Source organism: Agromyces sp. PvR057 (genome assembly GCF_040547485.1).
GTDB lineage: Bacteria > Actinomycetota > Actinomycetes > Actinomycetales > Microbacteriaceae > Agromyces.
On record NZ_JBEPPT010000003.1, the window covers coordinates 118,520 to 144,669 of the forward strand.

24 protein-coding genes are annotated in these 26,150 nt (G+C 69.9%); 10 read left to right on the plus strand and 14 right to left on the minus strand.

Translation table 11 applies throughout. The annotated features are described in order from the left end of the window. Positions 1 to 63: 63 nt before the first annotated feature. Positions 64 to 591 carry a low molecular weight protein-tyrosine-phosphatase gene (locus ABIC29_RS13265; protein ID WP_116080043.1) on the plus strand — a complete coding sequence of 176 codons (528 nt, stop codon included), beginning with the start codon at positions 64 to 66 and terminating at the stop codon, positions 589 to 591. Continuing rightward, on the plus strand, positions 588 to 1,967 hold the full coding sequence (gene purB, locus ABIC29_RS13270) for an adenylosuccinate lyase (RefSeq protein ID WP_116080044.1): 1,380 nt from the start codon (positions 588 to 590) through the stop codon (positions 1,965 to 1,967). The genes ABIC29_RS13265 and purB overlap by 4 nt, the downstream gene beginning before the upstream one ends. Before the next feature lie 54 nt (positions 1,968 to 2,021). Here the strand turns inward: purB and ABIC29_RS13275 are convergent, their stop codons facing one another. From ABIC29_RS13275 to ABIC29_RS13290, 4 genes are all read right to left on the minus strand, one after another. Continuing rightward, positions 2,022 to 2,336, minus strand: coding sequence for a hypothetical protein (locus ABIC29_RS13275; protein WP_116080045.1), 315 nt, complete (start codon positions 2,334 to 2,336; stop codon positions 2,022 to 2,024). Further along, positions 2,333 to 2,917: an HdeD family acid-resistance protein gene (locus ABIC29_RS13280; protein WP_116082004.1), complete on the minus strand. Its 585-nt coding sequence runs from the start codon at positions 2,915 to 2,917 to the stop codon at positions 2,333 to 2,335. The genes ABIC29_RS13275 and ABIC29_RS13280 overlap by 4 nt, the downstream gene beginning before the upstream one ends. Positions 2,918 to 3,006: 89 nt before the next feature. Next, positions 3,007 to 4,434 (minus strand): Re/Si-specific NAD(P)(+) transhydrogenase subunit beta, encoded by a 1,428-nt coding sequence (pntB, locus tag ABIC29_RS13285; protein WP_502915490.1) that lies wholly within the window; start codon positions 4,432 to 4,434, stop codon positions 3,007 to 3,009. 32 nt (positions 4,435 to 4,466) lie between these two features. Beyond that, complete coding sequence (locus tag ABIC29_RS13290; protein WP_354246054.1) at positions 4,467 to 6,068, minus strand: Re/Si-specific NAD(P)(+) transhydrogenase subunit alpha; 1,602 nt, start codon at positions 6,066 to 6,068, stop codon at positions 4,467 to 4,469. Positions 6,069 to 6,476: 408 nt separating this feature from the next. Between ABIC29_RS13290 and ABIC29_RS13295 the strand changes: the two genes are divergently transcribed. Both ABIC29_RS13295 and ABIC29_RS13300 read left to right on the plus strand, forming a co-directional pair. After that, positions 6,477 to 7,205: an IclR family transcriptional regulator gene (locus ABIC29_RS13295; protein WP_116080046.1), complete on the plus strand. Its 729-nt coding sequence runs from the start codon at positions 6,477 to 6,479 to the stop codon at positions 7,203 to 7,205. 67 nt (positions 7,206 to 7,272) lie between these two features. Beyond that, positions 7,273 to 7,500 (plus strand): RNA-binding S4 domain-containing protein, encoded by a 228-nt coding sequence (locus tag ABIC29_RS13300; RefSeq protein ID WP_116080047.1) that lies wholly within the window; start codon positions 7,273 to 7,275, stop codon positions 7,498 to 7,500. Between the two features lie 63 nt (positions 7,501 to 7,563). On the opposite strand, the gene ABIC29_RS13305 is transcribed toward ABIC29_RS13300, so the two are convergent. From ABIC29_RS13305 to ABIC29_RS13315, 3 genes are all read right to left on the minus strand, one after another. Continuing rightward, positions 7,564 to 9,525, minus strand: a complete 1,962-nt coding sequence (locus tag ABIC29_RS13305) for an FAD-binding monooxygenase (protein ID WP_116080048.1) — start codon at positions 9,523 to 9,525, stop codon at positions 7,564 to 7,566. A 212-nt stretch (positions 9,526 to 9,737) separates the two neighbouring features. Further along, positions 9,738 to 10,067: a hypothetical protein gene (locus ABIC29_RS13310; protein ID WP_147309079.1), complete on the minus strand. Its 330-nt coding sequence runs from the start codon at positions 10,065 to 10,067 to the stop codon at positions 9,738 to 9,740. Positions 10,068 to 10,196: 129 nt separating this feature from the next. Continuing rightward, a complete protein-coding gene (locus ABIC29_RS13315) occupies positions 10,197 to 11,081 on the minus strand; it encodes an aldo/keto reductase (protein WP_116080049.1) in 885 nt (294 codons plus the stop codon). A 140-nt stretch (positions 11,082 to 11,221) separates the two neighbouring features. Here ABIC29_RS13315 and ABIC29_RS13320 point away from each other — a divergent pair, with 140 nt between their 5' ends. The 3 genes from ABIC29_RS13320 (at position 11,222) to ABIC29_RS13330 (ending at position 13,856) form a co-directional block, all read left to right on the plus strand. Further along, positions 11,222 to 12,088 carry a helix-turn-helix domain-containing protein gene (locus ABIC29_RS13320; protein WP_116080050.1) on the plus strand — a complete coding sequence of 289 codons (867 nt, stop codon included), beginning with the start codon at positions 11,222 to 11,224 and terminating at the stop codon, positions 12,086 to 12,088. 74 nt (positions 12,089 to 12,162) lie between these two features. Beyond that, positions 12,163 to 12,957, plus strand: a complete 795-nt coding sequence (locus tag ABIC29_RS13325) for an oxidoreductase (protein ID WP_116080051.1) — start codon at positions 12,163 to 12,165, stop codon at positions 12,955 to 12,957. 77 nt (positions 12,958 to 13,034) lie between these two features. Beyond that, positions 13,035 to 13,856: an alpha/beta hydrolase gene (locus tag ABIC29_RS13330; RefSeq protein ID WP_354246061.1), complete on the plus strand. Its 822-nt coding sequence runs from the start codon at positions 13,035 to 13,037 to the stop codon at positions 13,854 to 13,856. A 30-nt stretch (positions 13,857 to 13,886) separates the two neighbouring features. Here the strand turns inward: ABIC29_RS13330 and ABIC29_RS13335 are convergent, their stop codons facing one another. The 7 genes from ABIC29_RS13335 to ABIC29_RS13365 all read right to left on the minus strand — a co-directional run bounded on the left by ABIC29_RS13335 (position 13,887) and on the right by ABIC29_RS13365 (position 20,701). After that, positions 13,887 to 15,377 carry an MATE family efflux transporter gene (locus tag ABIC29_RS13335; protein WP_354246064.1) on the minus strand — a complete coding sequence of 497 codons (1,491 nt, stop codon included), beginning with the start codon at positions 15,375 to 15,377 and terminating at the stop codon, positions 13,887 to 13,889. A gap of 131 nt (positions 15,378 to 15,508) precedes the next feature. After that, positions 15,509 to 16,882 carry a replicative DNA helicase gene (dnaB, locus tag ABIC29_RS13340; protein WP_116082011.1) on the minus strand — a complete coding sequence of 458 codons (1,374 nt, stop codon included), beginning with the start codon at positions 16,880 to 16,882 and terminating at the stop codon, positions 15,509 to 15,511. A 546-nt stretch (positions 16,883 to 17,428) separates the two neighbouring features. After that, positions 17,429 to 17,881 (minus strand): 50S ribosomal protein L9, encoded by a 453-nt coding sequence (rplI, locus tag ABIC29_RS13345; protein WP_116080081.1) that lies wholly within the window; start codon positions 17,879 to 17,881, stop codon positions 17,429 to 17,431. 11 nt (positions 17,882 to 17,892) lie between these two features. Then, positions 17,893 to 18,153: a 30S ribosomal protein S18 gene (rpsR, locus tag ABIC29_RS13350; RefSeq protein ID WP_022889097.1), complete on the minus strand. Its 261-nt coding sequence runs from the start codon at positions 18,151 to 18,153 to the stop codon at positions 17,893 to 17,895. A 77-nt stretch (positions 18,154 to 18,230) separates the two neighbouring features. Beyond that, positions 18,231 to 18,752, minus strand: a complete 522-nt coding sequence (locus tag ABIC29_RS13355) for a single-stranded DNA-binding protein (protein WP_157414149.1) — start codon at positions 18,750 to 18,752, stop codon at positions 18,231 to 18,233. A gap of 5 nt (positions 18,753 to 18,757) precedes the next feature. After that, entirely contained in the window at positions 18,758 to 19,129 is a 372-nt protein-coding gene (gene rpsF, locus ABIC29_RS13360; protein ID WP_067880937.1) for a 30S ribosomal protein S6, read from the minus strand. 141 nt (positions 19,130 to 19,270) lie between these two features. Next, complete coding sequence (locus tag ABIC29_RS13365) at positions 19,271 to 20,701, minus strand: CCA tRNA nucleotidyltransferase (RefSeq protein ID WP_354246069.1); 1,431 nt, start codon at positions 20,699 to 20,701, stop codon at positions 19,271 to 19,273. Between the two features lie 171 nt (positions 20,702 to 20,872). Between ABIC29_RS13365 and ABIC29_RS13370 the strand changes: the two genes are divergently transcribed. The 3 genes from ABIC29_RS13370 to trxB all read left to right on the plus strand — a co-directional run bounded on the left by ABIC29_RS13370 (position 20,873) and on the right by trxB (position 26,134). Then, positions 20,873 to 23,323: a DUF6049 family protein gene (locus ABIC29_RS13370; protein ID WP_354246072.1), complete on the plus strand. Its 2,451-nt coding sequence runs from the start codon at positions 20,873 to 20,875 to the stop codon at positions 23,321 to 23,323. After that, a complete protein-coding gene (gene murJ / locus ABIC29_RS13375) occupies positions 23,316 to 24,932 on the plus strand; it encodes a murein biosynthesis integral membrane protein MurJ (RefSeq protein ID WP_116080084.1) in 1,617 nt (538 codons plus the stop codon). Before ABIC29_RS13370 ends, murJ begins: the two co-directional genes overlap by 8 nt. A gap of 227 nt (positions 24,933 to 25,159) precedes the next feature. Next, the gene (gene trxB, locus ABIC29_RS13380; RefSeq protein ID WP_116080085.1) at positions 25,160 to 26,134 is read left to right on the plus strand and encodes a thioredoxin-disulfide reductase; all 975 of its coding nucleotides are present in this window, start codon (positions 25,160 to 25,162) and stop codon (positions 26,132 to 26,134) included. Positions 26,135 to 26,150 lie beyond the last annotated feature (16 nt).

Here is a 26,150-nt window from a genome sequence, read left to right on the forward strand (position 1 = left end):
TTCGACAGCGTACGCGGCAACATTCTGCTGCGCGCGACGCCCATCGCGGCCACAATGGAGGGCATGACGCGTGCGGACGCCGCAGGGGGTATCGCGCAGCCGTTCCGAGTGTCATTCGTCTGCACGGGCAACATCTGCCGGTCGCCGATGGCCGAGGCGGTGCTGCGCTCGCTTGCCGAACGCGAAGGGCTGTCCTCGCGCATCCTGATCGAGTCGGCGGCGACCGGCGACTGGCACGTCGGCGAGCAGGCAGACCGGCGCACCGTCGCGGCGCTCGAGCGCGCGGGCTACGACGGTTCGCGGCATCGCGCGCGCCAGTTCGACCCGACCGACTTCCCGAACCTCGACCTGGTCGTCGCGTTCGATCGCGGCCAGGCGCGCATCCTCCGCAACTGGGCGCCCGATTCGGCCGATCAGCAGAAGGTGCGGATGCTGCTCGAGTTCGACGCCGAACTGGCCCCGATGCAGGACGTCCCAGACCCGTACTACTCCGACGGGGCGGCCTTCGATCGAGTTCTTGGGATGATAGAGCAGGCGACGCTGGCGCTGTTCCGCCAACTCGCTCCCGCTCTCAGACAAGGAATCCGATGACCACGCTGCCTCCTCAGCCGCTCAGCCCGCTCGACGGGCGGTACCGTTCCGCCGTCGGAACCCTCGGCGAACACCTCTCCGAAGCCGGCCTCAACCGCGCTCGCGTGCACGTCGAGGTCGAATGGCTCATCGCGCAGACCGATCGCGGATTCTTCGGCACCTCGCCGCTCTCGGCCGACCAGAAGGCCGCGCTCCGCCGCGTCGTCACCGACTTCGGCCAGCCCGACATCGACGAGCTCGCCTCACTCGAGGCGACCACCCGGCACGACGTGAAGGCCGTGGAGTACTACGTGCGTCGTCGCCTCGACGACCTCGGACTCGACCACCTCGCCGAGCTCACGCACTTCGCGTGCACGAGTGAGGACATCAACAACCTCTCGTACGCGGTCACCGTGCGCGACGCCGTGCAGCAGGTGTGGCTGCCGAAGTACCGCGCCGTCATCGACACGATCGCCGAGCTCGCACGCGCGCACCGCGACGACGCGATGCTCTCGCGCACCCACGGCCAGCCCGCGACCCCGTCGACCATGGGCAAGGAGCTCGCGGTGTTCGCGCACCGCCTCACCCGCATCGCGACGCAGATCGAGGCGACCGAGTACCTCGGCAAGTTCTCCGGCGCGACCGGCACGTTCTCGGCGCACGTGGTCGCGGCTCCGGATGTCTCATGGCCCGACGTGTCGCGCGACTTCGTCGAGTCGCTCGGCCTCTCGTGGAACCCGCTCACCACCCAGATCGAGTCGCACGACTGGCAGGCCGAGCTCTACGGCCGCATCTCGCACGCGAACCGCGTGCTGCACAACCTCGCGACCGACATCTGGACCTACATCTCGCTCGGCATCTTCCGCCAGACGCCGGTCGCCGGCGCGACGGGCTCATCGACCATGCCGCACAAGGTCAACCCGATCCGCTTCGAGAACGCCGAGGCGAACCTCGAGCTCTCGAGCGCCGTGCTCGACTCGCTCGCCGCGACGCTCGTGACCTCGCGTCTCCAGCGCGACCTCACCGACTCGTCGGCGCAGCGCAACATCGGCGTCGGCTTCGGGCACTCGATGCTCGCGCTCGACAACATCCAGCGCGGCCTCGGCGAGATCGACCTCGACCTCGCGGTGCTCGCCGCCGACCTCGACGGCAACTGGGAGGTGCTCGGCGAGGCGATCCAGACGGTGATCCGCGCCGAGGTCGCCGCCGGCCGATCGAACATCGCCGACCCCTACGCGCTCCTCAAGGAGCTCACGCGCGGCAAGCGCATCGGCCAGGCCGACCTCGCCGAGTTCGTCGACGGCCTCGAGATCGGCGACGACGCGAAGCGGCGCCTGCTCGCGCTCACGCCCGGAACGTACACCGGCATCGCGTCGGACCTCGTCGACCGGCTCTGACGTCGGGCGCCGCGCGCGTTCCTGCGCGTGCGGCGCCGTATCGAGACCCGACGGTCAGTGGCCCTTCGGGCCCTCGGGCGACTCGCCCGCATGGCCGTCGGCCTCACGGCGCGCCCGGTCGGCGGCGTCCTCGTCGAGCTCGGCCGACTCCGCGGCATCCGGCTTGATGGTCATCGCGAGCAGCGCGAGCACCACGAGCACGATGATGAAGACGGCGCCCGCGCCGATGGCCGCGAGCACGATGTCGCGCGTGGCGACGAGCGCGATGACGCCGACGAAGATCGCGGCGATGGCCGCGCCGCCGACGTACTCGGCCGGGCGCAGCACCTCGCGACGGCTCGGCTGGTAGTCGCCAGAAGGCTTGCTCACGGGAGTTGCTCCGATCCGGATGCCCGGGCGTCGGCAGATTCGGCCCACTTCAGCGAGAATCCGCCGATGAGCTCGTAGACGCCCAGGATCACGAGGTAGACGCCGATGAGGCCGACGGCGGTGACCGTGTCGGGCGGCAGCAGCAGGAACACGATCGCGAGGATCGCGGTGAAGGCTCCGACGACGATCCAGTCGCGTGCGGCAGGGGTGCGCCCGCGCCCGCGGAGGCCGGCGTAGAGCTCGACGAATCCGGTGACGGCCGCCCAGACGCTCACGAGGAAGAGCAGGAACGGCAGTCCGCCGGGCACGGTGAGGGCCAGCAGGCCCGCGACCACGGTGACGACGGCGTTGATCGCGAAGAGCGAGCGGATGCCGCGATCCTCGATGAGGCGCAGCGAGAGCGCCCCGACGACGAGGCCGGACACGACCGCCCAGACTCCGAAGGTCGCCAGGCCGAGCGTGGCGGAGTGGTCTTGCGAGAACGTGATGACCGCGGCCGGCACGAGGGCCAGGAGTCCGCGGACGACCGGGGCGACCCAGTAACGGGCGCGCTCCGGGGCAGCATCGCGGGCGGTGGCCACGGCGACCTCTTTCACTTCGGAGGGGAGTACCGATCCATCCTACGTGTCGCGGCCGCGCGAACCTGAGAGCCGTCGGTCGTCGCAGCGGGTCAGAGCGCCCGCAGGATGTCCTCCACGCGGTCCTTCGCGTCGCCGAAGAGCATCTGCGTGTTGTCACGCGTGAAGAGCGGGTTCGCGACCCCGGCGTACCCGGCCGCCATCGAGCGCTTGAACACGATGACGTTCGAGGCCTCCCACACGCGCAGCACGGGCATGCCGGCGATGGGGCTTCCGGGATCCTCGGCGGCGGCGGGGTTCACCGTGTCGTTGGCGCCGATCACGAGCACGACCGAGGTGCCCGCGAAGTCGTCGTTGATCTCGTCCATCTCCTCGACGATGTCGTAGGGCACCTTCGCCTCGGCGAGCAGCACGTTCATGTGCCCCGGCAGTCGGCCGGCGACGGGGTGGATGCCGAACCGCACCTCGATGCCGCGTTCGCGGAGCTTCGCGCTGAGGTCGGCGACGGGATGCTGGGCCTGGGCGACCGCCATGCCGTAGCCGGGCGTGATGATCACGCTCGTGGCGTCGCGCAGCAGCGCCGCGGCATCCGTCGCCGTGATCTCGTGGATCTCGCCCTGCTCCTCGGCGGACGACGAGGAGGTCGGCGCGGCGATGCCGAACCCGCCGGCGATGACCGAGATGAAGGAGCGGTTCATGGCCTTGCACATGATGTACGACAGGTACGCACCAGAGGAGCCGACGAGCGCGCCGGTCACGATGAGCAGGTCGTTGTTCAGCAGGAAGCCGGCCGCGGCGGCGGCCCAGCCCGAGTAGCTGTTCAGCATCGAGATGACGACGGGCATGTCGCCGCCGCCGATGGATGCGACGAGGTGCCAGCCGAGCGCGAGGGCGAGGGTGGTCACGACGACGAGCAGCCAGAGCTCCGGCGTGATGACGTACCAGACGGTGAGCACCACGAACGCGACGAGCGCGCCGAGGTTCAGCACGTTCTTGCCCGGCAGCATGAGCGGCGCGGACTTCATGCGCGCCGAGAGCTTGAGGAACGCGACGATCGAGCCGGTGAAGGTCACGGCGCCGATGAAGACGCCGATGAACACCTCGGCGTGGTGGATGTCGAGGAGCGCGCCGCTCATGCCGGTCTCCTCGAGCGCGCCGTTCCAGCCGACGAGCACGGCCGCGAGGCCGACGAAGCTGTGCAGCAGCGCGATGAGCTCGGGCATGCCGGTCATCTCGACGACGCGGGCGCGCCAGAGCCCGATCGCGCCGCCGATGACGACGGCGGCCACGAGCAGGCCGAGGCCGAGCATCGCCTGCGGTTCACCCCAGGCGTCGGAGACGACGACGGCGACGGTGGCGATGAGCGCGATGGTCATGCCGGCGATGCCGTAGCCGACACCGGCCTTGGCGGTTTCATGCCTGCTGAGCCCGGCGAGGCTCAGGATGAACAGCAGCGCGGCGACGATGTAGGCGGCTCCGGCGATGGAGGCCGGGGTCAGGAGGGCGGTGGTCTCGGGCACGTTCGGGGCTCCTCGGGGTCAGCGCGTCGCGGTCAGTTGCCGGGTCGGGCGGGCGAGCCGCTCGGTCGGGATGCAGCCGGACCGGCGGCGGCCGGGCCTCGCGAGAACATCGCGAGCATGCGTCGGGTCACGGCGAATCCACCGAAGATGTTGATGCTGGCCAGCAGCACGGCCACGGCCGCGAGCACCTGCACCACGGGCACGTCGCTCGTGATCTGGAGCATCGCGCCGACGACGATGATGCCCGAGATGGCGTTCGTGACGCTCATGAGCGGCGTGTGCAGCGCATGCGCGACCTTGCCGATCACGTAGAAGCCGACGACGACCGAGAGCATGAGCACCGTGAAGTGCTGGGGGAGCGGCGCCGGTGCGATGGCGTTGACCGCGAACAGGGCGGCGATGCCGACCGCGACGAGCAACACCTTCTTGACCGGTGTCATGGGCGCCTTCGCCGGCTTCGGCTCGGCGGGCGCCGCAGGGGTCGCGGATGCCGCGGCCGGGGCCGCCGACACCTGCACCGGTGGCGGCGGCCAGGTGACCGCCCCGGGCTGCGCGACCGTGACCGAGCGCTGCACCACGTCGTCGAAGTCGAGCACGAGCTCGCCGTCCTTGCCGGGCGTCAGCAGCTTCAGCAGGTTCACGACGTTCGTGCCGTAGAGCTGGGAGGCCTGGGTCGGCAGGCGCGAGGCGAGATCCGTGTAGCCGAGGATCACGACCCCGTTCGGCGTGACGACGCGCTCGCCCGCGACGGAGCCCGCGACGTTGCCGCCCTGGCCCGCCGCCATGTCGACGATCACGCTGCCCGAGCGCATGCTCGCGACATCCGCCGCCGTGATGAGCTTCGGCGCCGGACGGCCCGGGATCAGTGCGGTCGTGATGATGATGTCGACGTCGGCCGCCTGCTCCGAGTAGATCTCGGCCGCGCGGCGGTCGTAGTCCTCGCTCGTGGCCTTCGCGTAGCCGTCGGTCGACTGCATCTGCTCGGCGACCTCGACCTTGAGGTACTCGCCGCCGATCGACTTCACCTGGTCGGCGACCTCGGGGCGGGGGTCGGTCGCGCGCACGATGGCGCCGAGGCTGGATGCCGCGCCGATCGCCGCGAGTCCGGCGACGCCCGCGCCGGCGACGAGCACCTTGGCCGGCGGCACCTTGCCGGCGGCCGTCACCTGGCCCGTGAAGAACCGGCCGAACTCGTGCGCCGCCTCGACGACCGCGCGGTAGCCCGCGATGTTCGCCATCGAGCTGAGCACGTCCATCGACTGGGCGCGCGAGATGCGCGGCACGGCGTCCATCGCGAGCGCGGTGACCCCGTGGTCGGCGAGCGCCCGCAGCAGCTCGGGCTTGAACGCGGGAGCCAGCAGGCCGATGAGCGTGGCGCCGGGGGACAGGGCCGCGATGTCGGCGTCCGTCGGCGCGTTCACCATGAGCACGACCTCGCTGCCGAGCGCTGCGGCACGCGTGGTGATCTCGGCTCCGGCCTCGAGGTACGCCTCATCGTGGAACGACGACCGCGCTCCGGCGCCCGCCTCGACGGAGACCCGGTAGCCGAGGGCGATGAGCTGCTTCACGGTCGCGGGCGTGGCCGCGACGCGCGACTCCGGGCTGTGCTCGGTCACGATCCCGATGCGGGACATGCGGTGCTCCTTCACGTCGAGGCGCCCGTGGTTTCGGCGCTGCGGCTTGGGCGACCGTCGCCTCGGGGCACGAACGTGCGGTGCGGCGACGGTGCTGCGAGCACCACCATAGGCGCAGATCGGCCCCGCAGGCAGCACCGTCTGGCGCATTCCGCGGATGCCGTCGGCACCGGTTCGGGTGGTCGTGCTCGGGGTTCAGCGTAGGGGCCGCGCTCGGCCGCGATGCGAACTTCTCCGGGCTCTCACCGTGAAGGATTCACGATTCTTTCGCCCAGCAGAAATGCCGGGTGGCATCCGGGGCGCCGATCACTCGAGGGCGTCCCCTGCCGACCGCGCATGCCCTCGATCCACGGTGCCGCGGCGCACCCCGCGTCCGATGATCGAGCACGGCGTTCTAGTATCGGACGCATGGCGGCAGACACCCCGGCGGGCACCCCGGCGACGCAGACCGGCTCGCAGACCTTGAGTCGCGGCATCCGACTGCTCGAGATCCTCGCCGCGGCCGACCGCAACCTGACGATCGACGAGCTCGCCGCCGAACTCGGCGTGCACCGGTCGGTCGCGTACCGGCTGCTGCGCACGCTCGAGGACCACGGCCTCGTCGCGCGCGACTCCGCCGGTCGCGTCACGCTCGGCACGGGTCTCGCGGCCCTCGCGTCGGGCGTCGCCCGCGACCTCCAGCAGGTCGCCCTGCCAGAGCTGACGGATGTCGCGAACGAGCTCGGCATGACGTGCCTGCTCGCCGTGCAGGTCGACGCCGACGAGGCCGCCACCCTGGTGAGCGCGGCCCCGCGGCAGAGCATGGCCGTCGTCTCGTACCGGCCGGGCCACCGGCATCCGCTCACGCGCGGCGGGCCGGGCAAGGCGATCCTCGCGAGCCTGCCCGACGTCGCATGGCCGGATGCCGCGACCACCGCCCTGCGGTCCGAGATCGCGGTAACCCGTGAACGGGGTTACGCGGTCAGTCACGACGAGGTGGTGCCCTCGCTGCGGTCGGTCGCGGTGCCGCTCACCCTGCCGGGACAGCCGGCTGCGTCGATCGCGGTGATCCACGTGTCGTTCGCGCAGGCCGAGGCCGAGATCGCGTCGCGGCTGGTGGCCGCCGCGGCCGCCGTGCGACGCGCCTACGGCGCCTAGCGTCGTCGATCGACCGACTGGCGTCGACCTGCTTCAAGCCCGGAATCACGTCGGCTAGCATTCGGGGATGACGAATCAGGCTCCGATCGAAGACGTCTCGATCGGCGGCGAGGTCATCCGCCTCGGGCAGTTCCTCAAGTTCGCAGGACTCCTCGACACCGGTGGCAACGTGAAAGAAGCCGTCATCGACGGCGACGTGACGGTGAACGGCGAGGTCGATCGCCGGCGCGGGCGACAGCTGCAGCCCGGCGACGTCGTCGGCTTCGAGGGGCGCAGGGTGCGCGTCTGCCCGTGAGGGTCTCGACACGCTCGCTTCGCTCCCTCCGCCCTCTCCTCGTCCGGCGCGTTGCCGTCCCACTCAGCGCGGCAGCAGCGCACCCCGGAAGAACTCGGCGAGCTCGACCGTGGCCGACAGCGGCAGCACCTGCGCCACGTAGTGGTCGGGGCGCACGACCACGACGACCCCGTCGCGTGAGAGGCCGCGCTCCTCGAAGATGTCGTGTTCGGGGTCGGCGGCGTACACCTTCTCGTAGTCGGTGAGCCCGAACGGCCCTGTGGCCGGGAGGAACACGCGCGGCACCCGTCCGAGCTCGACCTCGAGGTGCGGCTGCTGGAAGACGACCTTGACGTCGAAGACGTCGTCGAAGCTGCCGCCGGCGGGCACGTGCGCCGCGAGCGGTGAATCGGATGCCTCGGCGAGCCACGTCGCCCATGACGCGAGGGCCGAGCCCGAGGCATCCGTCGTCGCAGGCGCCGCGTCGGCGAAGGCGTAGATGCGCCACCGCCCGTCGGCGCGGTGGTGGTGGCCGATCTGCACCGGATTGCCGTCGCAGACCCGCTCGACGGGCGCCGACTTGAAGCGCTTGCCGACCGGGAATCCGGTTGCGAGCTCCTGGTGCTGCTGCGAGCCGATGATCATCGACGACTCGTACTGCGTCATGAACCCGGCCGGGAACTCGAACGTGCGCACGTAGAAGTCCTCGAGCTCGGCCGGGTCGCCCAGGTCTTCGGGCTTGGTCGCCATGAGCCTCGACCACTCGCGGTCGAAGGCGATGAGCTCCGCCGCGACGACGTGCCGCTCGGCGTGGTACGTCTCGAGCAGCGCCGCATCGGCGCGGCCGTCGAGGACGTGCCCGAGCTTCCAGCCGATGTTCCAGCCGTCCTGCATCGACACGTTCATGCCCTGCCCGGCCTTGGCGCTGTGCGTGTGGCAGGCATCGCCGGTGATGAACACGCGGGGGGTGCGAGTGCCCTGCTCCTCGAGCGGCACGTCGTCGAACCGGTCGGTCACGCGGTGGCCGACCTCGTACACCGAGTGCCACGGCACGTCGCGCACGTCGAGGGAGTACGGGTGCAGGATGTCGTTCGCCTTCGCGATGACCTGCTCGAGGGTCGTGCGGCGCACCGCGCCGTGATCGTCCTCGGCAACCTCGCCGAGGTCGACGTACATGCGGAACAGCTGCCCGCCCTCGCGCGGGATGAGGAGGATGTTGCCCGCCTCCGACTGGATCGAGCACTTCGTGCGGATATCGGGGAAGTCCGTCACGGCGAGCGTGTCCATGACCCCCCAGGCATGGAAGGACTGCGCGCCGACATGCTGCGCGCCGATCGACTCGCGCACCTTGCTGCGCGCGCCATCCGCTCCGACGACGTACTTGGCCCGCACCGTGCGACGTTCGCCCGTGAGCTCGCCGTCGAGGGGGGCCGCGTGGGATGCGTCTCCCGCGCCGAGCCCGACGCCGGTGGCCCGCTCGAGCGTCACGGTGACGGGGTACTCGGGCAGCTCGCCTTCGGGGCCGGGCTGCGCGACCTCGAGCCCGACGAACTCCCATCCGAAGTCGGGCACGATGCGCCCGGGGGAGTTGCGGGCATACTCGGCGAAGTAGTCGAGCACGCGGGCCTGGTTCACGATGAGGTGCGGGAACTCGCTGATGCCGGTCGGGTCGTCGGGGGTGACGGCGGCGCGGTGGATGTTCGCGTGGTTCTCGGGATCGGGCTTCCAGAACGCCATCTCGGTGATGCGGTACGCCTCGGCGATGATGCGCTCGGCGAACCCGAACGCCTGGAACGTCTCGACGCTGCGGGCCTGGATGCCGTCGGCCTGGCCGATCGCGAGGCGCCCGCCGCGTCGCTCGACGATGCGGGTCGCGACACCCGGGAACTGCGCGAGCTGCGCGGCCGCGACCATGCCGGCCGGGCCCGAGCCGACGATGAGCACGTCGACCTCGCCGGGCAGCTCCTCGGGCCGATCGAGTCCGATGCCGGCCGCGGGCTCGATGCGGGGATCTCCGGACACGTAGCCGTGGTGGTGGAACTGCACGGGCTCTCCTCACGTCGTCGTGGTTCGAAGCGAGAGCAGCGGCGCAGGCCGAGGAATCTGACGGTTCTTTCATCCGGCGCTTGTTCTATAAACGAACGCCCTGTTCTGCTATCGGTCAGGACAGCATACGACTGGAATCGGGGCGCGACAAATGGCCACGACGCGAACCACCCCGCGCACCGGTGGGCGCACGGGGCGGGTTCGTACCGGGATCAGGAGACGCAGTACCAGGAGTACGCGTTCCTCGCGTCGCCCACTACCGCGTATGCACGCCCGCTCTTGGTCGTCCAGCGACATGCGGCGTTCATGTCGATGCCGTAGCTCAAACGAAGGCCTGCGTACGTGCACCGCCAGCTGTAGGCGTCGTTGGCGTTGGCGCTCGCTCCGGCCAGCCATGCTGCGTTGAACTGCGACTTGCAGTACCCCTGCACATCGACACCTCGCGTCGCCGCATGCGCCGGGGCGGCGGCGAGGATGCCGCCTCCAGTGAGCAGTGCGGCCGTGCATAGCGCCACGACCGCATTTCGAATATTGATCTTCACGATGCCCCTCCATCTCGACCGGGACCGCCCCGTCTGCATGTCAACGTAGGGTCGACGCCTCTCGAGGTCGATGGGGATGTTCACCCATGCACGCCCCGCGGCATCCGTCGACGAGGGGGTCTCCCCGGCTCAGGCCTCGGGGATCGGTCGCCCGAACGCCTCGAGCGTGATGTCGACCGGCTCGGGCCCGCGGCGCACGCCGGCGTCGAGCGCGTCGATGCGCGCCAGCTCGTCGGCGCCGAGCTCGAAATCGAACAGGTCGAAGTTCTCGGCGATGCGGTGCGGCGTGACCGACTTCGGAATCGCCGAGCGGCCCTCCTGCAGGTGCCAGCGGAGCATCACCTGGGCGGGCGACTTGCCGTGCGTCGCCGCGATCGCAGTGATCGTCGGGTCGTCGAGCGTGCTGCCGCCCTGCCCCTGGCGGTAGAAGGTGATGCCGCCGATCGGCGACCACGCCTGGTTCAGGATGCCGAGCTCGTCGTCGAGCACGAGCACCTCGCGCTGCTGGAAGAAGGGGTGGATCTCGAGCTGGTTCACCGCGGGCACCACGTCGGCGACGGCGAGCAACCGGCGCAGGTGCTCGGGCATGAAGTTGCTCACGCCGATCGCGCGCACTCGCCCGTCGGCGTAGAGCGCCTCGAGCCCCCGGTACGCCTCGAGCGTGCGGTCGAACGCGGTCGGCAGCGGCTGGTGCAGGATCAGCAGGTCGAGCTGGTCGACGCCGAGCTTCGCCGCCGACGTGTCGAACGCGTGCAGGGTCTCGTCGTAGCCGTAGTCGCTGATCCAGACCTTCGTCTCGAGGAACAGCTCGTCGCGCGGCACGCCCGCCTCGGCGATCGCGTGACCGACCTCGCGCTCGTTCAGGTACGCGGCGGCGGTGTCGACGTGGCGGTACCCGACGCGCAGCGCCTCGCCGACGGCTGCGGCGGTCTGCTCCGGTGCCGCCTGGAAGACGCCGAAGCCGAGGGTGGGGAGTTCGACGCCGTTGTTCAGCGTCAGGGTGGGGATCGTCATGCGTTCGACGCTACGCCTCGCCTCCCGGGTGCGGGAGGCACCGTCGGTACCCGTCATCTTGCGCAGCAACGCCCACGAGCCGGCGATGCGGGACCATACTGTGCGCATGTCGATCGATGAGCCGGGAGCGGGACACCGACATGGCGCATGAGACCCCTCTCGGCGGTTACCTGCGGGCGAGGCGCGTGCTGGTGCGACCAGAGGACGTCGGCATCCCGGTCGGCGACGAGCGGCGGCGCGTCGACGGCCTGCGACGCGAAGAGGTGGCCGTGCTCGCGGGCATCAGCACCGAGTACTACCTCCGGCTCGAGCAGGGCCGCGAATCCAACCCGTCCGCGCAGGTGCTCGACGCGCTCGCGCGGGCCCTGCGCCTCGATGCGGCAGCGCGCGCGTACCTGCACGATCTCGCGCGGCGCCCCTCGACGGGCCCCGCCGACGGCGGCGACGTGGTGCAGCCGCACGTGCAGTGGCTCATCGATTCGTGGCCGAACACCGCGGCCGTCGTCCACAACCGCTACATCGACGTGCTCGCGAGCAATGCGCTCGCCCGAGCGCTGAGCCCGAACTACCGGGTCGGCGTGAACAACCTCAGGTCGCTCCTCACCGATCCGGCCGACCGCGCGCTGCACGCGGAATGGGACGGCCTGACCTCGAGATCGGTCGCCCTGTTCCGATCGATGTTCGGCCTCCGCGCGGGCGACGCACGGCTCGGCTCGCTCGTCGACGAGCTCACCTCGACCAGCGACCGCTTCCGCGAACTGTGGGACCGCAACGATGTCGTGCAGGTCACCGACGGCGTGCATGTGCTGCGACATCCGGATGTCGGTGCGCTCACGCTGCACTTCATGCGCCTGCCCGTGGCCGGCACCGACGGGCACACCATCTTCCTGTACCAGGCCGAACCGAACACGCCCGGGGCCGACGCGTTCACCGCCCTCGCAGAACGCGCGGAGCCGCTCGCGGACGCAGCTCCTCGGACTGCGGCGCCGGCTGAAGCGCTCGGCTGAACCGCTCGGCTGAACCGCTCGGGGGTAGTCGCGGGGACAGGCAGCGTCGCGCGGCCAGGACTAGCGTCGCGCCCATGGATCTCGATCTGATCGACAAGGTCGCCGTGGTCACCGGCGCGAGCAAGGGCATCGGGCTCGCGGTCACGCGGGCGCTCGTCGCCGAGGGGGCACGCGTGATCGCCGGCGCCCGAACCATCACGGACGAACTCGTCGCGCTCTCCGACAGCGGCCATGTCATGGCGGTGTCCGTGGATCTCTCGACGACGACCGGTCCGGCCGAGCTCGTGTCGCGTGCGGCGCACTTCGGCGGCCTCGACATCCTCGTCAACAACGTCGGCGCCGTGACGCCGCGCACCGACGGGTTCCTCGCGGTGACCGACGAGGACTGGCTCGGCACGCTCAACCTCACGCTGATGGCCGCCGTGCGCACCACGCGTGCGGCCATCCCGCTGCTCCTCGAGCGAGGCGCCGGCAACGTGGTCACGATCGCGTCGGTCAATGCCTATCTCCCAGACCCGGGCGTCATCGACTACTCGGCGACGAAGGCCGCGGTCTGGAACCTGTCGAAGTCGCTGTCGAAGGAGTACGGCCCGCGCGGGCTGCGATTCAACACGATCAGCCCCGGGCCGGTCTCGACGCCCCTCTGGCTCGGCGAGACGGGCGTCGCGGCGACCCTCGCCGCGAGCATGGGCGTCTCGTTCGACGAGGCCCGCGAGCGTGCCATCGCAGCGGCCGGCGGCTTCTCGACCGGTCGCTTCACCGAACCCGAGGAGGTCGCCGACCTCGTGCTGCTCCTCGCGAGCGGTCGCGCGGGCAACGTCACCGGCGCCGACTTCCTCATCGACGGCGGGCTCACGAAGGAGCTCTAGCCGCCGCTCCATCTACCACCCGCCACCACGCCACCACCGAACCGCCAACGCCTCACCGAACACGAAGGAGCTTCACCATGTCAAAGACCCCGGTGGTCTTCATCCACGGACTCTGGATCCACGCCTCCGCCTGGGAGCCCTGGCAGGACCTGTTCGCCGCGAACGGCTACGAACCCAGCGCACCCGGATGGCCAGGCGATGCCGACACCGTCGAGTCCACGCGCGCGAACGCGGAGCATCTCGACGACGTCGGCATCGAACAGATCTGCCACCACTACGCCGACTTCATCGACACGCTCCATGCGAAGCCCATCGTCATCGGCCACTCCTTCGGCGGGCTCATCGCCCAGGAGTTGCTCGCGAACGATCTCGCGATCGCGGGCGTCGCGATCGATCCGGCGCCCATCAAGGGCGTCAAGACCCTGCCGTTCTCCCAGTTGCGCTCGGGCTTCCCGGTGCTGGGCAACCCGGCCAACAAGAAGCGCACGGTCTCGCTGAGCGCGAAGCAGTTCCGCTACAGCTTCGGCAACGCGATCTCCGAGGAGGAGTCCGCCGCCCTGCACGAGTCCTGGACCATTCCGGGCCCGGGTCGCCCGCTCTTCGAGGATGCGACGGCGAACTTCACGCGGAACTCCCCGGCCACCGTCGACACCCACACGGCCGTGCGCGGGCCGCTCCTGCTCATCTCGGGCACCGAGGACCACACCGTGCCGAAGGCCGTGACGAAGGAGGTGCTCGGCCTGTACGCCGACAACCCCTCGTCGCTCACCGAGTACCGCGAGTTCGAGGGGCGGGGCCACTCGCTGACGATCGACAGCGGTTGGCGGGATGTCGCCGATGCAACGCTCGAGTGGCTCGCGACTCAGCGGCTCGACGCCGCGGAGGCGACGACGTCGTAGAGCCGGGCCGGACGCCGGGTCGGACGCCGATCAGCGCATGCGCGAGTGAACCCGACCCGGCCGCGCCGCGGCATCCGGAACCGTGACGACCGGCACCGACTGCGTGACGACGGCGTCGACGACCATCGAACCGTCGGTCGGGCCGATGATCGCGATCGCCGTGGTCTCGGTCGGCACGGCCGGCTGCACGGGCAGGCGCCCGAGACGTCGGTGCTCGCGCACGTAGGCCGGCACGAGCAGCAGGACCGCGCCGAACCAGGCGAACGGGTTGCTCCACACGACGCCGACGAAACCGATGAGCCCGCCGAGCACGACGGCGGCCGCGACCCGCATGACGAGCTCGACGACCCCGGTCACGGTGGGGATCAGCGTGTGACCGAGCCCCTGCAACGCGCCGCGCAGCACGAAGAGCACGCCGAGCGCCGTGTAGCTGAGGCCGTTGATCACGAGCATGAGGGTCGCCTGATGCACGACTTCGTCGGACCCGTCGCCGACGAAGAGCCGCACGAGCGCGGACCCGAACACGACGAGCAGTGCGCCGAGCACGAGCGCGAAGGCCAGCGACATCCACGTCGCCTCGACGACGCCGCGGCGGATGCGATCGGGCCGCCCGCCGCCGAGATTCTGCGCGGCGTACATCGACACCGCCAGCCCCAGCGACTGCAGCAGTGCGACCGCGAGCCCGTCGACGCGAGAGGCGGTGGTGTAGGCCGCGACCGCGCCGGCGCCGAGTTCGTTCAGCGCCACCTGCACGGCGAGCGTTCCGATCGCGATGATCGACGCCTGGAAGCCCATCGGCAGGCCGAGACGCAGGTGCTCGCGCAGGCCGGCGCCGGTGATGCGCCAGTCGGCCCGCTTCAGGTGCAGCACGGGAACCTGGCGACGCACGTACGCGAGGCACATGAGCACCGAGATCGCCTGCGCGACGACCGTCGCGAGCGCCGCGCCGCCGACGCCCCAGTCGAGCGGGCCCACCATCAGCACGACGAGCCCCACGTTGAGCACGCACGCGATGCTGAGGAAGACGAGGGGGGTGCGGGAGTCGCCGATCGAGCGGATGATCGCGGAGAGGTAGTTGAACGCCATCATCGTCGACGCACCGAGGAAGCTGACCTGGGTGTAGACGGTCGCTTCGTCGAGCAGTTCCGGCGGCGTCTGCATGAGCTCGAGGGCGGGCCTCGCGACGAGCGGCGCGACCACGGTCAGCACGAGGCTCAGGATGCCGGTGAGCAGCGTTCCGGTGGCGACCGACCGTCGCACCGCCGCATGGTCCTGCCCGCCGAACGCCTGCGCGGTCGGGATCGCGAAGCCGCTCGTGACACCCCACGCGAACCCGAGCAGGAGGAAGAGGAGGCTGCCGGTCGCGCCGACGGCGGCGAGCGAGTCGACCCCGAGGTGTCGCCCGACCACGATCGCGTCGGCGAACTGGTAGAGCTGCTGCACCACGTTGCCGATGAGCAACGGGATCGAGAAGAGCAGGATGACGCGCCAGGGGCGTCCGGTCGTCAGAGCGGTGGACATCGGTGGTGGCTTTCGTGCGGACTGCGGTCAGGGATGGCGGTCCGCGCGGGTACCGCGTCGACAAGTGTATCGAATCGATTCGATCCGTTGCTGGGTGATTCTTCAGGGAATCACCGCGGACGACGCGGTCGCTACCCCTGCACCATGTCGGCGAAACGCGAGAAGTGGCCGTGGAACGCCACGGTGATCGTGCGCGTGGGGCCGTTACGGTGCTTGGCGACGATCAGGTCGGCCTCGCCCGCACGGGGGCTGTCGCGCTCGTAGGCGGACTCGCGGTGCAGCAGGATCACCATGTCGGCGTCCTGCTCGATCGAGCCCGACTCGCGCAGGTCGCTGAGCGCGGGCATCTTGTCGGCGCGCTGCTCGGGGCCACGGTTCAGCTGCGAGAGCGCGATGACCGGAACCTGGAGCTCCTTCGCGAGCAGCTTCAGTGCACGCGAGAACTCCGAGACCTCCTGCTGGCGGCTCTCGACCCGCTTGCCGCTCGTCATGAGCTGCAGGTAGTCGATGACCACCATCTTGAGGCCCACGCGCTGCTTGAGGCGTCGGCACTTGGCGCGGATCTCGACGAGCGTCATGTTGGGGGAGTCGTCGATGTAGAGCGGGGAGTCGTTGATGCGGCCCCTGGTCGACGCGATGGTGGTCCAGTCGCGGGTGTCGACGGTGCCCTTGCGCATGTTCTGCAGCGGCACGGATGCCTCGGCGGAGAGCAGGCGCATCGCGATCTCGCTCTTGCCCATCTCGAGGCTGAAGAACACGGCGGGCAGACCGTTGGTGATGGCCGCGGAGCGGGCGAAGTCGAGCGCGAGGGTCGACTTTCCCATGGCGGGTCGCGCGGCGACGATGATCATCTGCCCGGGGTGGAACCCGTTGGTGAGGTCGTCGAGGTCGGCGAACCCGGTGGGCACGCCCGTGAACTTGCCGTCGGTGTGCTTGGCCGCCTCGATCTCGTCGATTGCCACCGTGACGGCCTCGGAGAGCGGCACGTAGTCCTCGGTCTCGACCGAACCCGTGACGGAGTAGATCTCGGCCTGGGCGTTGTTGACGAGGTCGACGACCTCGCCCTCGCCGGCGTAGCCCATCTGCACGATGCGGGTGCCCGCCTCGACGAGGCGGCGGAGCAACGCGCGCTCGGCGACGATCGACGAGTAGAAACCGGCGTTGGCGGCGGTCGGCACGATGCTCGTGAGCGTGTGCAGGTACTCGATGCCACCGGCTCGCTGGAGGTCGCCGGTCTTCGTGAGCTCGTCGGTGACGGCGATGACGTCGGTCGGCTCGCCGTGCGAGTAGAGCGTGAGGATCGCGTTGAAGACGACCTCGTGCTTCGGCACGTAGAAGTCGACGCCGCGCACGGTCTCGATGACATCGGCGACGGCGTCCTTCGAGAGCATCATGCCGCCGAGGGCGCTCTGCTCCGCGAGGAGGTCGTGCGGCGGCACGCGTTCGCCGCGGCGGGCGTCACCGTCGTCGGCCGGTTCGGCGAGCCCGATGTGCGCGATCGACAACTCCATGACCTCCGGTTCCAGCCCTCGGGCCGCGTGCGTGTGCGCCCACGACCGAGTCTCGGCCGAACCACCGACATGGGGGCTTCGGCACGCTGGGAAACGGGTGATCGAGGGACGCTGCTTCACGATATGGAAGCGATCTCCACAGCACAACCCAGCCTGTGGATAACTCTGGGGAGAATCTGGGCGAAACGCCGTGGAACATGTGCAATCAGCCTGTGGATATCTGTGGAAATCATGTGAATTACACGGGTTGAATTCTGACTTGATCAGCCTTTTCCAGTTTCCACACCTGTGTGGAAAAAGTTCTTGAGAACTCCACGGTGTGCGATACCCCACCTGTGTACAACAGTCACAGGCAACACTGATGAATCCTTGCTTTCGCGGCCGTTCCGGTACGAGCGACGCCGCCGCACGGCATGCCCTTCCGCCGCCCTCCACGGCCCCGTCAGGGGCCTCGGGTGCTCTCCTGCGGTGACCCACCGCCGAACGCGGAACGGCGGTCCGGGCCGAAGCCCGAACCGCCGTTCGTCGTGCGTGCGCGAATTACTTCGCGGCGACCACCTGGAGGGTGATCGTGGCCGAGAGCTCGTCGTGCAGACGCACGATGGCCTCGTGGTCGCCGACCGACTTGATCGGCGAGGGGATGGTGACCTTGCGCTTGTCGACCGCGCCGAGACCGGCGGCCTCGACCGCGGCCGCGACGTCCGAGGTCTTGACGGAGCCGAAGAGGCGACCGCCGACGCCAGCCTTGACGGCGAGCTTGACCTTGGCGGACTCGAGCGAGGCCTTGAGGGCCTGCGCGTCTTCGAGCGAGTGCAGGGCGCGAGCCGCGCGAGCGGCCTTGATCTGGTCGACCTGCTTCTCGCCACCGCGGGTCCACGGAGTCGCGAAGCCCTGGGGGACGAGGTAGTTGCGTGCGTAGCCGTTCTTGACCTCGACCACGTCGCCGGCGGCACCGAGGCCGGTGACCTCGTGCGTGAGAATAACCTTTGCCATTGTCGTGCTCCTTAGCGGCCAGAGCCCGAGTAGGGCAGAAGCGCCATCTCGCGTGCGTTCTTCACGGCACGGGCGATGAGGCGCTGCTCCTGCACGGAGACACCGGTGATGCGGCGGGCGCGGATCTTTCCACGCTCGGAGATGAACTTGCGAAGGGTCGCAACGTCCTTGTAATCGATGATGCCGACCTTGATCGACTTCGCCGGGGCGGCGTTCTTCGCGCCCTTCCCGCGGCTCGGCTTGCGGCGATCGCCGCTGCTCTTTCCAGCCATTGGATTTCCTGTCTATTGAAGATGATGTGCGAATCGGATGCACGTGCTGGCAGCATCCGACTCACCGGCCGTGAGGCCTAGAAGGGCGTCTCGTCGCCGTAGTTCGTACCAGGCGTGTTCCAGACGTCGCCGCCGCCGCCCGACTGGGCTGCGGGGGCACTGGGAGCCCATGCGTCGTCGGACTGGTTGCTGCCGCCCCCGTAGGAGCCGCCGCCGCCGACCGCGCCGCGGTTGGACTGTGCACGCGTGATGGAAGCCGTCGCGTACCGGAGCGAGGGACCGATCTCGTCGATCTCCAACTCCATGCTGGTGCGCTTCTCGCCTTCCTTCGTCTCGTAGGAACGCTGCTTGAGACGTCCGGTAGCGATGACCCGGGAACCCTTGGTGAGTGAACCCGCCACGTGCTCGGCGAATTCACGCCAGCAGCTCGCGCGCAGGAACAGCGCTTCGCCGTCCTTCCACTCGTTCGCCTGACGGTCGAACGTACGGGGAGTGGAAGCGATGGTGAAGTTGGCAACCGCCAGTCCGCCCTGCGTGTAGCGCAGTTCGGGATCTGCCGTGAGGTTGCCCACCACAGTGATGATGGTCTCGCCTGCCATGGGGACTAGGCGTCCTTCTTGGCCGAAGCGGCAGCCTTCTTGGCGGCCTTCTCTTCCTGAGCCTTCGCGTGAGCGGCGACCTGTGCGATCGCCTCTTCGGCGCGGAGCACCTTCGTGCGCATGACGGCCTCGCTGAGGTTCAGCTGGCGGTCGAGCTCGTCGGTGGTCTTGGACTCGGCGGTGAAGTCGACGACGGCGTAGATGCCCTCGTTCTTCTTGTTGATCTCGTAGGCCAGACGACGACGTCCCCAGATGTCGACCTTGTCGACAGTGCCGCCATCGTTACGGATGACGTTGAGGAACTTGTCAAGGCTGGGAGCAACGGTGCGCTCATCGATCTCTGGATCGAGGATAACCATCAGCTCGTACTGGTGCATGACTAACCCACCTCCTTCGGACTCAAACGGCTGCAGGATCTCTGCAGCAGGAGGGTTGTGCATACGCGACCCGAGGAGGCCTCACATTCGAGGCGCACGGGCAACCTTGACAGCATAGCGGATGCCGCGTGCCGGCGCCATTCAGGCCTCGCGCGACGCCCACCAGGCGCGCAGGCGCTGCTCCGCGGCATCCGGGCCGATGGGACCCTCGTCGAGGCGCACCTCGAGCAGGTGGCGGTAGGCCTCGCCGACGAGCGGCCCCGGGCGGATGTCGAGCAGGCGCATGATGTCGGCGCCGTCGAGCTCGGGGCGCACGGCCGCGAGCTCCTCCTCCTCGGCGAGCACGGCGATGCGCTCCTCGAGGTCGTCGTAGGCGAAGCCGAGGCGGTCGGCCTTGCGCCGGTTGCGCGTGGTGACGTCGGCACGCGTGAGGATGTGCAGGCGCTCGAGCTGGTCGCCGGCGTCGCGCACGTAGCGTCGAACCGCGGAGTCGGTCCACGCGGCATCCGCGTAGCCGAAGAAGCGCAGGTGCAGCTCGATGAGGCGCGAGACCGCCGCGATGGTGTCGTTGTCGAAGCGCAGGGCGCGCAGGCGCTTGCGCGCGAGCTTCGCGCCGACGACGTCGTGGTGGTGGAACGACACCACCCCGCCCGACTCGAGGCGGCGCGTGCCGGGCTTGCCGATGTCGTGCAGCAGCGCCGCGAGGCGCACCACGAGGTCGGGGGAGTCGAGGTTGCCGCGCGAGAGCTCGTAGTCGATGGCCTGGTCGAGCACGGTGAGCGAGTGCTCGTAGACGTCCTTGTGGTGATGGTGCTCGTCGACCTCGAGCCGCAGGGCCGGCACCTCGGGCAGCACCCGCTCGGCGAGGCCCGACTCGACCAGCAGACGGATGCCGCCGCGGGGCGACGAGGTCAGCAGCAGCTTCGAGAGCTCGCCGCGCACGCGTTCGGCCGAGATGCGGTCGATCTCGGGGGCGAGCGCCGACATCGCCGCGAGCGTTCCCGCTTCGACCTCGAAGCCGAGCTGGGCCGAGAAGCGGGCGGCCCGCAGCATGCGCAGGGGGTCGTCGCCGAACGAGCGCTCGGGGGCCGCCGGCGTGCGGAGCGTCTTCGCGAGCAGGTCCTCGACGCCGCCGGTCGGATCGACGAGCTCGAGCTTCGGCAGGCGCAGCGCCAGCGCGTTCACCGTGAAGTCGCGCCGGCCGAGGTCGCCGTCGAGGCTCGAGCCGAAGACCACCTCGGGCTTGCGCGAGTCGCCGTCGTACGAATCGGCGCGGTAGGTCGTGATCTCGACCGTCTCGCCCGCGACCTTGGCACCGATGGTGCCGAAGGCGCGGCCGATGTCCCAGTGCGCCTCGGCGATCGGCTTCACGATCGCGAGGATCTCGTCGGGCGTTGCGTCGGTCGTGAAGTCGAGGTCGTTGACCGGCCGCCCGAGGAACGCGTCGCGGACCGGACCGCCGACGAGGGCGAGCTCGTGCCCCGCGCGCTCGAACGCCGTCGCGAGCTTCGAAACGGTCGGCGATGAGGCCAGCTCGCCCAGCCGGTCGAGGGCTGCCGCGACACTCTGCATGCCTCCCATGTTAGGCGGGACGGATGCCGCTGCCTGCCGTTCATCGACCGCCCGTCGACCGCGGGTCGACCGCGGCGCACGCGAACCGGGCCGCCCGCGGCATCCGCCGGTCGTCGCGAAGCTGTGCGAATGCGCACAGGCGCGCCGAAGGCAGGTCGTAGAATCGCCACCATGGCCGACTCGAATGCTGCGCGTCGTCGCGCCCGCAGGCGAGTCGGATCCACCGGCGCGACGGGCGTGCGTCGCACCCTCGTCGTCACGGGCGCCCTCGTCGCGGTCGCGGCGCTCGCACTCGTGCCGCTCTCGGCGACGACCGATGGTGGCGACACCGTCGGCGACATCCACGACGTGCTGTTCGGCGCCGCCGACGCGATCGGCGCCACCGCGGGCGACGCAGAAGACCCCGGGTCGAGCACCACGGCGATGCTCGGGGCCACCGACCCCGAAGGCGGTGCCGAGGGCGTGCTGCTGAGCATCGCCCCGACCCTCGCGCCCACCTTCACGCTCGGCACGGCGAACAGCCCCGTCACCGTGACGGTCGAGCTCGAGAACCGCAGCGGCTCCTTCGTCGAGGCCGGCACCGTGCGCCTCGTCCGCCCGACCGACACGATCGACGACGACGCAGAGCTCGACGCGTGGCTCGCCGAACCCGAGGCGGGTGCCGCATTCGGCTCCGACAGCATCGTGCTCGGCGAGGTGAGCTCCCGCACGCTCCCGGCGGGCGGCGTGACGCAGGTGGCCTTCACGGTTCCCGCCGCGGCCTTCGCCGACCTCGCCGGTTCACCGGTGGTCGGGCTCGGTGCAGAGCTGCAGGTCGGCGACGTCGTCACCTCGACCGGCACGTCGGCCTTCGCGAACACCTCGGTCGCGTCGACGGGCGCACCGGTCGCACTGCTCGCGCCGATCACGGTGCCGGCATCGTCGACCGGACTCATCGGCGGTGAAGACCTCCAGAACTGGACCTCCCCGTCTGGCCTGCTCACCCGTCAGCTCGACGCACTCGCCGGCCGCCCGATCGCGATCGGCATCGACCCGCGCGTCATCGCCTCGATCCGCGCGCTCGGCACCTCCGCCCCGCAGACGGCCATCGCCTGGCTCGATCGCCTCGCGGCCGTCCCCAACGAGACCTTCCCGCTCGCCTACGCCGATGCCGATCTCGCACTCCAGGCCCAAGCAGGCCTCCCCGAGCCGCTGCGCCCGACCTCGTTCGACGACGCGCTCGACCCCGACGACTTCGTCGCCGACCCCGCGCTCGAACCGGGCACAGGGGAGGGCGATGCCGCGACCGGCGAGATCGGCGCGACAGGCGCGTCCGGAGAGGTCGCGACGCCAACGCCCTCCCCGACCCCCACCGAGCCTGCTTCACCCGTGCCGAGCCTCGAAGAGCTGCTCGACTGGCCATACACCCGCACCGACATCGCCTGGCCGGGCGACACCACGGTCGGCCCGGGCAACATCGCGTTCTTCGACTCCGCGGGCCTCACCACCACCGTGCTCGACGCCGCCAACGTGGCGCCCCTCGACGGCTCGCGGGCCTCGGCGCTCGTCGACGACGGCACGGCGATCGTGTCCGACGAAGACCTCACCGACGCAGTGCGTGCGGCAGGCGCGGCATCGACCGACCTCGAGTGGCGCGACGCCACGGGCGAGGTGCTCGCGCGCTCGGCACTCGACGCGGCGACCTCCGGTTCGAGCGCACCGCTCCTCGCCACGTTCGGCCGCGACTACGGCCTCATCTCGGATCGCGTCGGCGACCTCCTCGACGAGCTCGCGAACTCGCCGTTCGTCTCGCTCACCGGCCTCGCGGAGACGATCGGCGCGCCGCCCGTCGCCCGCTCGCTCGTCGACTCGACCGAACCAGAGGCGCGCCGTGCCCTGGCCCAGGACATGATCGCCGCCGAGACCGAGGTCGACGCCTTCGCGACGGTGCTCGACGATCCGACCGACATCACGGGCCCGGTCCGCCGCGAGCTGCTCGCCCTCTTCGACGTCGGATGGCTGGCCACGCCCGCCGAGTGGAGCACCTCCGCCGAAGACTGGCTCGCCACGCAGCGCGCGACCGTCGACGCGATCTCCGTCGTCCCGAGCAGCACCGTGCTCGTCGTCGCCAGCGAGACGGGCATCCCCGTCACCGTGCAGAACGGCCTGTCCCACACGGTCGTCGTCGAGGTCGACGTGGCACCCACCAATGGTCGCCTCGTGGTCGACGAACCCGTGCAGGTCACCGTCGAGCCGCAGTCCCGCAGCACCGTGAGCGTGCCCGTCGCCGCGGGCGTCGGCAACGGAGAGGTGCAGCTCGCCGTCTCGCTCCGCTCGCTGACGGGCGTCCCGGTGGGTTCGACGGTGATGATCACCGCAGACGTGCGAGCCGACTGGGAAGGCCTCGGCGCCGCGATGCTCGGCGGCATCGTCATCATCGTGTTCGGCATCGGCATCTGGCGCAACATCCGTCGCCGGCGGCGGGCAAGAGCAGCGGATGCCGCGGCGGATGCGGGCGGCGAGACCGACGCCGCAGCATCCGCCTCCGCAGAGCCCACCGAGCCTGCCGAGCCTGCCGAGCCTGCCGAGCCCGCCGAGCCCGCCGATTCCCCGAACGAGACGAGCGAACGAAACGATGACTGACGACCGCATCGGGCGTGCGAGCCTGTTCCTCGCTTCAGGAACGCTCGTCTCGCGCGTGCTCGGCTTCGTGAAGGCCATCGTGCTCGCCGGCACGATCGGCGTCGTCGGATCCATCAGCGCCGACGCGTTCGCGGTGGCGAACGGCCTGCCGAACACGGTCTACGTGATCGTCGCAGGCGGCGTGCTGAGTGCCGTGCTGGTGCCGCAGATCGTGCGTGCCTCGGCCCACGCCGACGGCGGAAGCGGCTACATCAACAAGCTCCTCACCCTGGCCATGGTGATCCTGCTCGGCGCGACCGTCGTCGCCACGGCCGCCGCACCGCTCCTCGCGGCGCTCTACGCCGGATCGAACCAGGAGATCCTGCCGCTCGCCATCGCGTTCGCCTGGTGGTGCATGCCCCAGATCTTCTTCTACGGCATGTACACGCTCCTGGGCGAGGTCCTGAACGCGCGCCGCAGCTTCGGACCGTTCACCTGGGTTCCGGTGCTGAACAACATCGTCGCGATCGTCGGCCTCGTGGTGTTCGGCTTCGTGTTCGGGTTCGACCCCGACGGACTCCGTGACGTCGGCGACTGGACGGGCGGCATGGTGGCCCTGCTCGCCGGTTCGGCGACCCTCGGCATCGCGGCGCAGGCGCTCATCCTGTTCTGGTTCTGGCGCCGCGTCGGGCTGCGCTTCAAGCCCGACTTCGCCTGGCGCGGCGTGGGTCTCCGCACGGCCGGCCGCCTCGCCGGCTGGACCTTCGGCATGCTGCTGCTCACGACCCTCGCCGGCATCGTGCAGACGCGCGTGCTCATCGTCGCAACCGGTCAGGGTGCCTCGGTCGCGGCATTCGACACCGCGTGGCTCGTGTTCATGCTGCCGCATTCCGTCATCACCGTCTCGATCGCGACGGCGTACTTCACGCGCATGAGCGAGCACGCGCACCTCGACGACCTCGCCGAGGTGCGCAACGACTTCTCGAGCGCCGTGCGCGGCGTGCTCGTGATCCTCGTGCTCGCGTCGGCCGGCCTGATGGTCGTCGCCTACCCGTTCGGCGCGGTGTTCCAGACCGGCTTCGACGCGGCATCCGCTATCGGCAACATCCTGATCGCGCTGACCATCGGACTCGTCGCCTTCAGCCTGCTGTTCGTCGTGCAGCGCACGTTCTACGCCCTGAACGACACCCGCACCCCGTTCTACTTCACGCTCTTCCAGGTGATCGTCTTCTCGATCGCGGCGTTCGCATGCCTGCTGCTGCCCAACGCGTGGATCGGCGTGGGCGTCGCCCTCGCCACCACGATCGCGGTGCTGGCGCAGTTCGTGCTCGCCACGCTGCTGCTGCGCCGCCGCCTGTCCACGCTCGACGGGCGTCGCATCGGCGTCGCGCTCGGTCGATCGCTGCTCGCCCTCGTCGTTCCGGTGATAGCCGGACTCGCACTGCTCGTCGCCCTCGGCGGAACCGTCGACGGCGGGTACGCGGTGTCCAGCCGCGTCGGTGCGATCGTCTCGATGGTCGTGATCGGCGCTGTCATGTCGGGCCTGTACTTCGGCGGACTCTGGCTGCTGCGGTCGCCCGAGTTCCGCGGGTTCGCCGAACCGGCCATCGCGCGCCTGCGTCGACGCTGAGCCGACGCTGAGCCGACGCCGACACCGCGCGACGGGCCGCCGGGCCGCCGGGCCGCCGGGCCGACAGGAACCGTCCCACTCGGCCTGCGAGGCGGCATCCGTCACATACCGGGCGCGCCCCAAGAGGCGGAATACGCGACGCCTAGACTGTGTTGATCATGTCGTTGCCTCCGATCGGATCACCCGGTCCGGACGCCACGAACCATCGACAGACGACAGGAGCCGCCTTGCGCGACATCATCATCATCGGCTCGGGTCCCGCGGGCTTCACCGCGGCGATCTACGCCGCCCGCGCAGAGCTGAAGCCGCTGCTCATCGCCAGCTCCGTCGAGATCGGCGGCGAGCTGATGAACACGACCGAGGTCGAGAACTTCCCGGGCTTCCCCGACGGCATCATGGGCCCCGACCTCATGGGCAAGCTGCAGGCGCAGGCAGAGCGATTCGGCACCGAGGTCGTCTATGACGACGTCGTGTCGCTCGACATCGACGGCCCCGTCAAGCGCGTCACGCTCGGCAACGGCGAGACCCACGAGGCCGCAGCGCTCATCTACGCGACCGGTTCCGCCTACCGCAAGCTCGGACTGCCCGAAGAGGAGGTCCTGTCGGGCCACGGCCTCTCGTGGTGCGCCACCTGCGACGGATTCTTCTTCCGCCAGAAGACCATCGCGGTCGTCGGCGGCGGCGACTCGGCCATGGAGGAGGCGACCTTCCTCACGCGCTTCGCCGACAAGGTCTACGTGATCCACCGCCGTGACAGCCTCAAGGCGTCCAAGATCATGCAGCAGCGTGCGGTCGACAACGAGAAGATCGAGTTCGTGTGGAACTCCGAGGTCGCGGCCATCCAGGGCGAGTCCGCGGTCACCGGTGTCACCCTGCGCGACACCGTCACGGGCGAGGAGCGCCTGCTCGAGCTCGACGGCCTATTCGTCGCGATCGGCAACGACCCTCGCACCCACCTCGTGCACGGCAAGCTCGACCTGACCGCCGAGGGCACCATCTGGGTCGACGGCCGCACCTCGAAGACGTCGCTGCCTGGCGTGTTCGCCGCCGGCGACGTCATCGACCCGCACTACCGCCAGGCCATCACGGCCGCCGGCTCCGGCACGGTGGCTGCGCTCGACGCGGAGCACTACCTCGCAGCCCTCGGCAACGTGAATGCCGCCGAGGCCGTGCTCGAGAACGAGTTCGTCTCGGTCGACTGACCGACGACGCCAATCC